General features: G+C 71.1%; 9 protein-coding genes. 7 read left to right on the top strand and 2 right to left on the bottom strand.

Annotated features, from left to right (window positions below):
• Nucleotides 1-53 precede the first annotated feature (53 nt).
• Nucleotides 54-1,040: an ATP-binding protein gene (locus tag ABZ693_RS06115; RefSeq protein ID WP_359873864.1), complete on the top strand. Its 987-nt coding sequence runs from the start codon at nucleotides 54-56 to the stop codon at nucleotides 1,038-1,040.
• Here the strand turns inward: ABZ693_RS06115 and ABZ693_RS06110 are convergent.
• Nucleotides 1,018-2,337: a polysaccharide deacetylase family protein gene (locus tag ABZ693_RS06110; RefSeq protein ID WP_359873862.1), complete on the bottom strand. Its 1,320-nt coding sequence runs from the start codon at nucleotides 2,335-2,337 to the stop codon at nucleotides 1,018-1,020. The two genes, ABZ693_RS06115 and ABZ693_RS06110, sit on opposite strands and share 23 nt — an antisense overlap.
• A 257-nt stretch (nucleotides 2,338-2,594) precedes the next feature.
• On the opposite strand from ABZ693_RS06110, the gene ABZ693_RS06105 reads away from it, so the two are divergent.
• The 6 genes from ABZ693_RS06105 to ABZ693_RS06080 all read left to right on the top strand — a co-directional run bounded on the left by ABZ693_RS06105 (nucleotide 2,595) and on the right by ABZ693_RS06080 (nucleotide 10,691).
• Nucleotides 2,595-5,117, top strand: coding sequence for a SulP family inorganic anion transporter (locus tag ABZ693_RS06105; protein ID WP_359873860.1), 2,523 nt, complete (start codon nucleotides 2,595-2,597; stop codon nucleotides 5,115-5,117).
• A gap of 192 nt (nucleotides 5,118-5,309) precedes the next feature.
• Complete coding sequence (gene acs / locus ABZ693_RS06100) at nucleotides 5,310-7,265, top strand: acetate--CoA ligase (protein WP_359873858.1); 1,956 nt, start codon at nucleotides 5,310-5,312, stop codon at nucleotides 7,263-7,265.
• 232 nt (nucleotides 7,266-7,497) lie between these two features.
• A complete protein-coding gene (gene nhaA / locus ABZ693_RS06095) occupies nucleotides 7,498-8,892 on the top strand; it encodes a Na+/H+ antiporter NhaA (protein ID WP_359873856.1) in 1,395 nt (464 codons plus the stop codon).
• 46 nt (nucleotides 8,893-8,938) lie between these two features.
• Complete coding sequence (locus tag ABZ693_RS06090; protein WP_359873854.1) at nucleotides 8,939-9,436, top strand: phage holin family protein; 498 nt, start codon at nucleotides 8,939-8,941, stop codon at nucleotides 9,434-9,436.
• A complete protein-coding gene (locus ABZ693_RS06085; protein ID WP_359873852.1) occupies nucleotides 9,433-10,380 on the top strand; it encodes an alpha/beta fold hydrolase in 948 nt (315 codons plus the stop codon). The genes ABZ693_RS06090 and ABZ693_RS06085 overlap by 4 nt, the downstream gene beginning before the upstream one ends.
• A 122-nt stretch (nucleotides 10,381-10,502) precedes the next feature.
• Nucleotides 10,503-10,691: a hypothetical protein gene (locus tag ABZ693_RS06080; protein WP_359873849.1), complete on the top strand. Its 189-nt coding sequence runs from the start codon at nucleotides 10,503-10,505 to the stop codon at nucleotides 10,689-10,691.
• Nucleotides 10,692-10,786: 95 nt separating this feature from the next.
• Here ABZ693_RS06080 and ABZ693_RS06075 read toward each other — a convergent pair whose 3' ends face one another.
• Entirely contained in the window at nucleotides 10,787-11,986 is a 1,200-nt protein-coding gene (locus tag ABZ693_RS06075; protein ID WP_359873847.1) for a MarP family serine protease, read from the bottom strand.
• Nucleotides 11,987-12,020: the final 34 nt, after the last annotated feature.

The raw sequence follows: 12,020 nt of genomic DNA, 5'->3' as shown, positions 1-12,020 counted from the left end.
TTCTTCACGCACCTTGACCACGGACCGCGATGCGGCTACTACGCTAGGTGAACATGAAGATCGCTTTCGTAGGGAAGGGCGGCAGTGGCAAAACCACCCTGTCCTCCCTCTTCATCCGCCACCTCGCCGCCACCGGAGCTCCGGTCATCGCCGTCGACGCGGACATCAACCAACACCTCGGCGCCGCTCTCGGGCTCTCCGACGAGGAGACCGCCGCGCTCCCCGCGATGGGGGCGCATCTGCCGCTGATCAAGGAGTACCTGCGGGGGGCCAACCCGCGGATCGCCTCCGCCGACACGATGATCAAGACGACTCCGCCCGGGGAGGGTTCGCGGCTGCTCGGGGTCCGCGAGGAGAACCCGGTCTACACCGCCTGCGCGCGGCCGGTGGCGCTCGACGAGCATGGGATCCGGCTGATGGCCACGGGCCCGTTCACCGAGTCGGATCTCGGCGTGGCCTGCTACCACTCGAAGGTCGGCGCGGTCGAACTGTGCCTGAACCACCTGGTGGACGGCCCCGACGAGTACGTGGTGGTCGACATGACGGCCGGCTCCGACTCGTTCGCCTCCGGCATGTTCACCCGCTTCGACATGACGTTCCTGGTCGCCGAGCCGACCCGCAAGGGCGTCTCCGTCTACCGCCAGTACAAGGAGTACGCGCGGGACTTCGGCGTCGCCCTGAAGGTGGTCGGCAACAAGGTGCAGGGCGAGGACGACGTCGACTTCCTGCGCGCCGAGGTGGGCGACGACCTGCTGGTGACGGTCGGCCACTCCGACTGGGTCCGGGCGATGGAGAAGGGCCGTCCGTCCGCGTTCGGGGTGCTGGAGGCGGGCAACCGGGCGGCGCTGCGCACCCTCCAGGCCGCCGCCGACGACTCGTACGCGCGGCGCGACTGGGAGCGCTACACGCGCCAGATGGTCCACTTCCATCTGCGCAACGCGGAGAGCTGGGGCAACGCCCGGACGGGGGCCGACCTGGCGGCGCAGGTCGACCCCGGGTTCGTGCTGTCCGAAGGGCTCAGTGCGGTGCAGCCGGCTTGACCTCGGCCGGCTTGGCGGCCGGGACCCCCGCCGGCGCGGCGGGCTTCGGAGCCAGGAAGGACGTCCAGCCGCCCGACGGGGCCTCGCCGACCTTCAGTGTGTGGAGCTTGGCGAGGACGGCCGGGTCCTGGGCGTCCAGCCAGTCCGCGAGCTGGCGGAAGGAGACGCACTTGACGTCCTTCTGCACGCAGACCGTGGCGATGGTGTCCTCGATGGCGCGCATGTAGGTGCCGCCGTTCCAGGACTCGAAGTGGTTGCCGATGATCAGCGGCGCGCGGTTGCCCCGGTACGAGCGCTCGAAGGCCTCCACCAGGCCGTCGCGCATCTGGTTGCCCCAGTACTCGTGCTGCGACGGGTCGCCCTGGGTGGCCGTGCCGGACTGGTTGACCATGAAGTTGTAGTCCATGGACAGCGTCTGGAACTCGCGGCCGGGGACCGGGACGAGCTGCATCGACAGATCCCACAGGCCGTGGTCCTTGTTGGGCCAGATCTGGTCGTTGACGCCGCTGGTGTCGTAGCGGAAGCCCAGCTGCGAGGCGGCCTGGACGAAGTTCTTGCGGCCTTCCAGGCACGGGGTGCGGGCGCCCGCCAGCTCCTTGTCGTAGTCGAAGGGGAGCGGCTTCTCCTCCTTCAGGCCGGAGTTGGTCTTCCAGTGCTTGACGAAGGACTTCGCCTGGTTGATCTCGCTCTTCCACTCGTCGACCGACCAGGTGCCGACGCCACCCTCCTCGCCGCAGAAGTGGCCGTTGAAGTGGGTGCCGATCTCGTTGCCCTCCTCCCACGCGCCGCGCAGCTCGCGCACGGTGTCGCGGATGCCCTGGAGGTCGTTGAAACCGATGTCGGACTGGCCCGGGGAGTGCTTCGGCGGGTCGTAGAGGTCGCGCTTCGCCTCCGGCAGCAGGTACACGCCGCTGAGGAAGTACGTCATCGTGGCGCCGTACTTCTTGCCCACCTCGCGGAAGTGCGAGAAGAGCTTCTGGCTGTCCTCGCCCGCGCCGTCCCAGGAGAACACCACGAACTGCGGGGGTTCCTGACCCTGCTTCAAACGCTGCCAGGCGGGCTGGCGCGGCTGCGTCCCGGTGAAGGCGGTGGAGCCGTCACCGATCAGGCGTACGACGCCCTGCGGGGCGCCGTCGCCCTTCTTCACTCCGCCCGCGCCCGGTGCGCCCTGCGGGGAGGAGCAGCCGGCCGCGCCGGCCGTCAGGGCGACGCCGAGGGCGCCGAGGGCAAGCGCCTTCCTCCGCGCGGTGGTTCCGCTTCTCGTCTGTCTCGCTGGCCTTCTCCCGGTGGCTGACATCCGCCCACCTCTCTTCGGATTCTCAGATTTACGTACAAGCGGCGTCAACGTCGCATCCGAGAAGCCGGAGAGCGTCAACGACAAGCGGCGCGGCTACTTTCTGTCACCGGAACCGGTGAATCGCTGACCTATTTGCCCGGATTTTCCTGCCAGAGTCTTTACTCTCCATTACCATTCATTTACCGAGCGTTGATCGGTGCCCCTCCATCGCACCCCGCCCGAGCCGCGTCCGCGGCCGTCCCGGAGGAGACGGGATCATGACCTTCCGCGTCCCAGGCCCCCCTGCCCGTACGACCAAGGCCGACCGCCCCCGCACCCCGCGGCCCCACGCGCCACCGGGCGGACCACGCCGTTTCGCCCTCGCGGGCGCGAACGCGGCGGATGTGTCCGCGTCTCTCGCCGTCTTCCTGATCGCGCTGCCGCTCTCGCTCGGCATCGCCCTCGCCACCGGAGCCCCGCTCCAGGCCGGCCTGGTGGCCGCCGCCGTCGGCGGCCTCGTCGCCGGACGTCTCGGAGGCTCCCCGCTCCAGGTCAGCGGCCCCGCCGCCGGACTCACCGTGGTGACCGCCGAGCTGATCCAGCGTTACGGCTGGCGCACCACCTGCGCGATCACGGTCCTCGCCGGATGCGCCCAACTCGGCCTCGCCGCCCTGCGGGTGGCGCGCTCCGCCCTCGCCGTCTCGCCCGCCATCGTGCACGGGATGCTCGCGGGCATCGGCGTCACCATCGCGCTCGCTCAGCTGCACATCGTGCTCGGCGGCAGCCCGCAGAGTTCCGCCGTCGACAACGCCCGCGGCCTGCCCGCCCAGTTGACCCACGTGTCCGGCGCGGCGCTCACCGTCAGCGCGCTCACCGTCGCTCTGCTGCTGCTCTGGCCGCGCCTGCCCGGCCGTACGGGACGGCTGCTGCGTCGTACGGTGCCCGCCGCGCTCGTCGCGGTCGCGGCCGCCACGGCGCTCGCCGCGGGCGCGGGGCTCCGGGTGCCGCGGGTCGATCTGCCGTCGTGGAGCGGCCATGTGCTGCCCGGACTGCCCGAGGGGCCGGCCCTCGGCATCGCGGCCGGGGTGCTCACCATCACCCTGGTGACCAGCGTGCAGTCGCTGCTGTCCGCCGTCGCCGTCGACAAGCTGGCCGCCCGGCGCGCCACCGCCCCCCGCGCCGACTCGCGAGCCCCCGCGCCCCTCCCTCCCCGCTCCGACCTCGACCGCGAACTCGCCGGGCAGGGCGCGGCGAACATCGTCTCCGGAGCACTCGGCGGGCTGCCGGTGGCCGGTGTGGCGGTGCGCAGCGTCGCGAACGTCTCGGCGGGCGCCGTCAGCCGGAACGCGACGATGCTGCACGGCGTCTGGATCGTCCTCGCGTCACTGTTCCTCGTCCCGGTCCTCGACCTCGTCCCGCTGCCCGCGCTGGCCGCCCTGGTGATGGTGGTCGGAATCCAGATGGCGGGCATCACCCACCTCCGGACGGTCACGCGCCATCGCGAAGTCCTGGTGTACGTGGTGACGTCGGCGGGTGTGGTCTTCCTCGGGATCCTCCAGGGCGTGGGTCTTGGCATCGCCGCGGCGGTGGCCGTCGCGCTGCACCGGCTCGCCCGCACCCGGATCACCCGGGAGAGCCGGGGCGGCTCGTATCTGGTCCGGATCCGGGGCCAGTTGACCTTTCTCGCGGTACCGCGGCTGAGCCGGGCCCTGCACCAGATTCCGGCGGGCACCGACGCCGTCGTCGAGCTGGACGGCTCGTTCATGGACCACGCGGCGTACGAGACGCTGCACGACTGGCAGACCACGCATCTGGCCTCCGGCGGCACCGTGGCCACGACCGGTCCGGCCGGCGGCCGGATCCCTGAACGCCCGCCGTCCGACGAGCCTTTCGAGGCCGGCTCGGCCGCCGCGCTCGGCGCCCGGTCCGGCGGACACCCTTGCTGCCGCCCTTGGACGCCCTGGCGCAATCACCAGTGCGGCGAGGAGCCCGGGACCGGCCCGCTCCGCCCCGAGGCGCCCGAGGAGGCGCCGGGCGGTGGCACCGGGCATCGGCTGGCGAGCGGCATCGGCGCCTTCCAGCGGGACACGGCGCCCCTGGTCAGATCCGAGCTGGCACGGCTCGCCCGGGACGGGCAGCGGCCGACCCATCTGTTCCTGACCTGTTCCGACTCCCGGCTCGTCACGAGCATGATCACGTCCAGCGGCCCGGGCGACCTGTTCACCGTGCGCAATGTGGGCAATCTGGTGCCCCTGCCCGGCGAGGAGAGCGGGGACGACTCGGTGGCGGCCGCGATCGAGTACGCGGTGGAGGTGCTGCGGGTCGAATCGATCACGGTGTGCGGCCATTCCGGCTGCGGCGCGATGCAGGCCCTGTTGAAGGGCGCCGCGGACGGCGCGCCGACCCCGCTGCGGCGCTGGCTGCGACACGCCCGGCCGAGCCTGGCCCGGATGCGGAACAGAGGCCACTCCTGGGCCCGGATCGCAGGCCGGCTGCCGGCCGACGAACTCGAACAGCTGTGCCTGACCAATGTGGTGCAGCAGTTGGAGCACCTGCGGGCCCATGCCTCGGTGGCTCGGAGGCTCGCCGAGGGCACCCTGAGCCTGCACGGAATGTACTTCCATGTGGGCGAGGCCCAGGCCTATCTGCTGACCTCGGACGCCACGGAGGTTTACGGCTACGACGACGTGTTCACACATGTACCGCCTGCCCCGGACGCCCCGGCCGTACCCGACCCGGCCCACCCCTCCGACACGCCCGGGCGGAAGGAGAAAGCCCTGAAAACCGCTCGCGCGTCCTGAACCGTCCGTTCCGTTCGCGCGTGTAAGTGGATGGCCCCCGCTTTCCCCCGCCCGGGAGAGCGGGGGTCACCTTCGCCCACACTCATAGGTCTAAACCACTTGCCCGGAAACTCTTGTCACCCGGGCGTCTGGCTGGTGAGCTAGGCGACGGGACACAGAGGCACATAAGACGCCCTGGGAAAGGGAGAAGTCGTGAGCAACGAATCCTTGGCCAACCTGCTGCGCGAGGAGCGGCGGTTCGCACCGCCCGCCGAGCTGGCCGCGCACGCCAATGTCACGGCGGACGCCTACGAGCAGGCCAAGGCGGACCGGCTGGGCTTCTGGGCCGAGCAGGCGAAGCGGCTGACCTGGGCCACCGAGCCCACCGAGACCCTCGACTGGTCGAACCCGCCCTTCGCCAAGTGGTTCGCCGACGGCGAGCTGAACGTCGCGTACAACTGCGTGGACCGGCATGTCGAGGCCGGCCACGGGGACCGGGTGGCCATCCACTTCGAGGGCGAGCCCGGCGACAGCCGCGCCCTCACCTACGCCCAGCTCAAGGACGAGGTCTCCCAGGCCGCCAACGCGCTGCTCGAGCTCGGGGTGCGGAAGGGCGACCGGGTCGCCGTCTACCTGCCGATGATCCCCGAGGCCGCCATCACGATGCTGGCCTGCGCCCGGATCGGCGCCGCCCACTCGGTCGTCTTCGGCGGCTTCTCGGCCGACGCCGTCGCCTCCCGCATCCAGGACGCCGACGCCAGGCTGGTCGTCACCGCCGACGGCGGCTACCGCCGCGGCAAGCCGTCCGCGCTCAAGCCCGCGATCGACGAGGCGCTGGACAAGTGCCCGCAGGTCGAGCACGTCCTGGTGGTCCGCCGGACCGGCCAGGACACCGCCTTCACCGAGGGACGGGACGTCTGGTGGGACGACATCGTGGCCCGCCAGTCCACGGAGCACACCCCCGAGGCGTTCCCCGCCGAGCAGCCGCTGTTCATCCTGTACACCTCGGGCACCACCGGGAAGCCGAAGGGCATCCTGCACACCTCCGGCGGCTACCTCACCCAGGCCTCGTACACCCACCACGCGGTCTTCGACCTCAAGCCGGAGACCGACGTCTTCTGGTGCACCGCCGACATCGGCTGGGTCACCGGCCACTCGTACATCGTGTACGGGCCGCTGGCCAACGGCGCGACCCAGGTCATGTACGAGGGCACCCCGGACACCCCGCACCAGGGCCGGTTCTGGGAGATCGTGCAGAAGTACGGCGTCACGATCCTCTACACGGCGCCGACCGCGATCCGCACGTTCATGAAGTGGGGCGACGACATCCCCGAGAAGTTCGACCTGTCGTCGCTGCGCGTCCTCGGTTCGGTCGGCGAGCCGATCAACCCCGAGGCGTGGGTCTGGTACCGCGAGCACATCGGCGGGGGCCGCTGCCCGATAGTGGACACCTGGTGGCAGACCGAGACCGGCGCCATGATGATCTCCCCGCTGCCCGGAGTCACCGAGACCAAGCCCGGCTCGGCCCAGCGCCCGCTGCCCGGCATCTCCGCCACCGTCGTCGACGACGAGGCCCGCGAGGTCCCGAACGGGGGCGGCGGCTACCTGGTCCTCACCGAGCCGTGGCCGGCGATGCTCCGCACCATCTGGGGCGACGACCAGCGCTTCATCGACACCTACTGGTCGCGCTTCGAGGGCCTGTACTTCGCGGGCGACGGCGCCAAGAAGGACGACGACGGCGACATCTGGCTGCTCGGCCGGGTCGACGACGTCATGCTCGTCTCGGGCCACAACATCTCCACCACCGAGGTCGAGTCCGCGCTCGTTTCCCACCCGGCCGTCGCCGAGGCCGCCGTGGTCGGCGCCGCCGACGAGACCACCGGCCAGGCGATCGTCGCCTTCGTCATACTGCGGGGCACCGCGACCGAGGACGAGGGCCTCGTCGCGGCCCTGCGCGACCACGTCGGCGCCACGCTCGGCCCGATCGCCAAGCCGAAGCGGATCCTGCCGGTGGCCGAGCTGCCGAAGACCCGTTCGGGCAAGATCATGCGCCGGCTGCTGCGCGACGTCGCCGAGAACCGCGAGCTGGGCGATGTGACGACGCTGACGGATTCGTCGGTCATGGATCTCATCCAGACCAAGCTGCCGTCCTCGCCCAGCGAGGGCTGATCCGAAAAGCACAGGTCAGCGCCCGTCCCGGAGCTCCGGGGCGGGCGCTTTCGCATGGCCCGCGCCTGGTCCCGGCACGGCGGACCGACCCCGCTTCGGCGCGTGTTCCGGCACCCGTCGCGCGCATCACCGCGCGCGATCGGGCATCTTTAGGTAAAGTAAGAATTTATTGGTGCGCCGGGAAGTCTGGTCGGCATGGTTTCGTCATGCCCATCCACCGGAGGTTCACCCCGTGTCCGCGCCCACCCCCCGCCGCACTTTCCTCGGCCGACTGTCGCTGCCCGAGCGCCGCTACCTGACAGACGCGCTGCGCACCGAGACCGTCGGCGGCGTGCTGCTCCTGGTCGCGGCCGTCGTCGCCCTCGTCTGGGCCAACACCCCGCTCAAGGAGAGCTACGCGGCCATCCGCGACTTCCACTTCGGCCCGGCCGCGCTCGGGCTCGATCTGTCGGTCCAGCACTGGGCCGCGGACGGACTGCTCGCGATCTTCTTCTTCGTCGCCGGTGTCGAGCTCAAACGCGAGCTGGTCGCGGGCGAGCTGCGCGACCCCCGGGCCGCCGCCCTGCCCGTCGTTGCCGCGGTATGCGGCATGGCGGCCCCCGCCCTCGTCTACGCGCTGGTCAACACGATCGGCGGCGGCACCCTCGACGGCTGGGCCGTGCCCACCGCCACCGACATCGCCTTCGCGCTCGCCGTCCTCGCCGTGATCGGCACCTCGCTGCCCTCGGCGCTGCGCGCCTTCCTGCTCACCCTCGCCGTCGTCGACGACCTGCTGGCCATCCTGATCATCGCGATCTTCTTCACCAGCGACCTGAACTTCCTCGCCCTCGGCGGCGCCTTCGCCGGCCTGGTCGTCTTCTGGGTGCTGCTGCGCAAGGGCGTCCGCGGCTGGTACGTGTACGTGCCGCTCGCCCTCGTCATCTGGGGCCTGATGTACAACAGCGGCGTCCACGCCACCATCGCCGGCGTCGCGATGGGCCTGATGCTGCGCTGCACCACCCGCGAGGGCGAGGCGCACTCCCCCGGCGAGCGCGTCGAGCACCTGATACGCCCGCTGTCCGCCGGCCTCGCGGTCCCGCTGTTCGCGCTGTTCGCGGCCGGGGTCACCCTCTCCGGGCGGGCCATGACCGACGTGTTCACCCACCCCGCCCCGCTCGGTGTGCTGCTCGGTCTGGTGGTCGGCAAGGCCGTCGGCGTCTTCGGCGGCACCTGGCTCATCGCCCGCTTCACCAAGGCCCGGCTCAATCCCGATCTGCGCTGGCCCGACGTCTTCGCGCTCGCCACCCTCGCGGGCATCGGCTTCACCGTCTCGCTGCTCATCGACGAGCTGGCCTTCGCGGGCGACGCCACCCTGACGGACGAGGTCAAGGCGGCCATCCTGATGGGCTCGCTGATCGCCGCCGTCCTCGCCTCCATCCTGCTGAAACTGCGGGTCCGTCGCTACCAGGCGCTGTGCGCCGAGGAGGACCGTGACGAAGACCACGACGGCATCCCCGACGTGTACGAGCAGGACGATCCGGCGTACCACCTGAGAATGGCCGAGATGTACGAGCGGAAGGCCGCCGAGCACCGCGAGCGCGCCCGACTGGCGGGGGCATCGCGCGACGAGCCCGGCCGTCCGGCATGATCTGAGAGCCACTAACCGGCCCGTAAGGGGAGAAGAGGGAGCAGCCATGAGCGACCCGTTCGACGGAACCGAGCGCAGCCTCGGCCAGCTGGTCGCCTCGGCGACCGCCGAGATGTCCGCACTGGTGCACGACGAGATCGCCCTGGCCAAGGCGGAGATCCGGCAGGACGTGAAGCGCGGCGGCATCGGCGCCGGACTGGTCATCAGTGCCTTGGTGGTGCTGCTGTTCTCGCTGCCGATGCTCAGCTTCGCGCTGGCGTACGGCATCAACGCCTGGACCGGTGGCCACAACGGCAACGGCGGCTGGAACCTCGCCGTGTGCTTCGTGATCTCCTTCTTCGCGAGCCTCCTGCTCGCCGTGCTGTTCGGGCTGATCGGCCTGGCCAAGTTCAAGAAGATGAAGAAGCCGGAGCAGTCCCTGGCCTCGGTCAAGCAGACCGCCGCGATCGTGCAGAACGTGAAGCCGCACCCCCGGCCGGCCACTGCCGAGGCGGCCCGGGCGGCCCAGGACAAGGCCGCGTCTGTGGCACGCTCCTCCGCATGACCGTTCCCGAGAGCAGCACCACGGCCGGCAGCGGCCCGGTCCGCATCGACGGCCCCTGGACGCACCGCGACGTGGCGGCCAACGGCGCCCGTTTCCACATCGCCGAGATGGGCGACGGCCCCTTGGTCCTGCTGCTCCACGGCTTCCCGCAGTTCTGGTGGACCTGGCGGCACCAGCTGCCCGCCCTCGCCGAGGCCGGCTTCCGGGCCGTGGCCATGGATCTGCGGGGCGTCGGTGGCAGCGACCGCACGCCGCGCGGTTACGACCCCGCCAACCTGGCCCTCGACATCACCGGTGTGGTCCGCTCGCTCGGCGAGCCCGACGCCGCGCTCGTCGGCCACGACCTGGGCGGCTATCTCGCCTGGACGGCCGCCGTGATGCGGCCCAAGCTGGTGCGCCGGCTGGTCGTCTCCTCGATGCCGCACCCGCGCCGCTGGCGCTCGGCGATGCTCTCCGACTTCGCGCAGACCCGCGCCGGCTCGTACGTGTGGGGTTTCCAGCGGCCGTGGATTCCGGAGCGTCAGCTCGTCGCGGACGACGGGTCGCTGGTGGGCCGGCTCATCGAGGACTGGTCCGGCCCGCATCTGAAGTCGGCCGTCGACGACGAGGCGCTGGCGGTCTACCGGCGGGCCATGTGCATCCCGTCGACCGCGCACTGCTCGATCGAGCCGTACCGCTGGATGGTGCGGTCTCTGGCCCGGCCCGACGGCGTCCAGTTCAACCGGCGGATGAAGCGGCCGGTACGGGTGCCCACGCTGCACCTGCACGGGTCGCTCGACCCGGTGATGCGCACCCGCAGCGCGGCGGGTTCCGGGCAGTTCGTGGAGGCCCCGTACCGCTGGCGGCTCTTCGACGGCCTCGGGCACTTCCCCCATGAGGAGGACCCGGAGGCGTTCACCGCGGAGCTTGTCAACTGGCTGAAGGACCCTGAACCGGACCGCTGACGGGCCGCCTGAGGGACCGTTGACGCACATGCGTCCGGAGAACCGCCATGTGCCCCGCGCATACGCCAATTGGCGGGCCCCCAGGCGGTTACCGACCTTGGGGCCCGGGCACACGTCCCGGTATGAGCTGGACGCACGACTACGGTGAAACGGCACGCGACCGCCGCTCGATCGGCGGATCCGAGGCCCCCGAGCGGGGCGGTGGACAGGACCAGGGCCACGCGCATCCCGCGCGGGCCGTGGGCATCTCGCGCATCCTGCGCCGCCGGGCCCGCTGGGTCTCGGCGCGGCTGCGCCACACCCGCACCTAGGCGCGCGCCGCGCTTCTCTTCCCGCTCCCGTACGCGGCCGCCGCGCCCCACCGCGGTCGAAGCGGCCTCACTCGTACGGGAGTCGCCGTAAGGCCCTAGAGGGCGCAGCCCTGGCTGTCGACCTGCTGGACGGCGGTGCGGCCCCGGTCGATGTCGCCGCGGATCTCGTCGGCCGTCAGCGCGTAGCCCGTCTGGGCGTCGTCGAGGGAGCGGGCGAAGATCACGCCGTACACCTTGCCGTCCTCGGTGAGCAGCGGGCCGCCGGAGTTGCCCTGGCGGACCGTCGTGTAGAGCGAGTAGACGTTCCTGCGCACCTCGCCGCGGTGGTAGATGTCCGGGCCGTCAGCGCTGATGCGGCCGCGGACGCGGGCCGAGCGGACGTCGTAGTCGCCGTTCTCCGGGAAGCCGGCCACGATGGCGTCGTCGCCGCTGCGGGCGTCGTCGTCGGTGAACTCCAACGGCTTGGCGTCCAGCTCGGGCACGTCGAGGACGGCGATGTCGCGCTGCCAGTCGTAGAGCACGACCTTGGCGTCGTAGAGCTTGCCCTCGCCGCCGATCTGCACGGTGGGCTCGTCGACGCCGCCGACCACGTGGGCGTTGGTCATGACGCGGCGGTCGGAGAACACGAAGCCGGTGCCTTCGAGGACCTTGCCGCAGCTGGGCGCGGTGCCGACGACCTTGACGATGGAGCGCTGGGCGCGGGCGGCGACCGGGCTGCCCGCGAGGGCCGGGTCGGGGGGCAGGACCTCGGTGATGGGCTCGTTGACGAAGGGGCTGAAGACCTGCGGGAAGCCGTTCTGGGCGAGGACCGAGGTGAAATCGTTCAGCCAGCCAGGGGCCTGAGCGGGCATCACCTGGGAGACCCCGAGCAGCACCTTGGAGTCGCGGACCTCCTTGCCCAGGGTGGGTATGGCGGTACGGGCCAGGGCGGAGCCGATCAGCCAGGCCACCAGGAGCATCGCGATGACGTTGACCAGCGCGCCGCCGGTGGCGTCCAGGGCGCGGGCGGGGGCCAGGGTGATGTGGACGCGCAGCTTGCTGCCGAGATGGGTGGTGAACGCCTGGCCGACGGAGGCGCAGACGATGACGACCATCACGAAGACGACGGTGACCGCGGTGGTGACCTGACTGCGGTCGGTCAGCTGGTTCCAGAGGACGGGGAGCAGAAGAACGGCGACGAGGCCGCCGCCGAGGAATCCGATCACGGAGAGGATGCCGACGACGAATCCCTGGCGATAGCCGATGATCGCGAACCACACGGCGGCGAGCAGCAGCAGGATGTCCAGCACGTTCACCGTCGGTAGCCTCGCAGATTCGTCTTCGGTCGCC

Source organism: Streptomyces laurentii (assembly GCF_040635425.1).
GTDB classification, from domain to species: Bacteria; Actinomycetota; Actinomycetes; order Streptomycetales; family Streptomycetaceae; genus Streptomyces; species Streptomyces laurentii.
The sequence above is the reverse complement of the archived record's forward strand: the minus strand, read 5'-3'. Positions and strand labels throughout refer to the sequence as shown.

Coding starts and splice junctions, on each gene's coding strand:
- ABZ693_RS06115 (WP_359873864.1), top strand. CDS start 54: ATGAAGATCGCTTTCGTAGGGAAGGGCGGCAGTGGCAAAACCACCCTG.
- ABZ693_RS06090 (WP_359873854.1), top strand. CDS start 8,939: ATGAGCGACCCGTTCGACGGAACCGAGCGCAGCCTCGGCCAGCTGGTC.
- ABZ693_RS06110 (WP_359873862.1), bottom strand. CDS start 2,337: ATGTCAGCCACCGGGAGAAGGCCAGCGAGACAGACGAGAAGCGGAACC.
- ABZ693_RS06080 (WP_359873849.1), top strand. CDS start 10,503: ATGAGCTGGACGCACGACTACGGTGAAACGGCACGCGACCGCCGCTCG.
- ABZ693_RS06085 (WP_359873852.1), top strand. CDS start 9,433: ATGACCGTTCCCGAGAGCAGCACCACGGCCGGCAGCGGCCCGGTCCGC.
- ABZ693_RS06105 (WP_359873860.1), top strand. CDS start 2,595: ATGACCTTCCGCGTCCCAGGCCCCCCTGCCCGTACGACCAAGGCCGAC.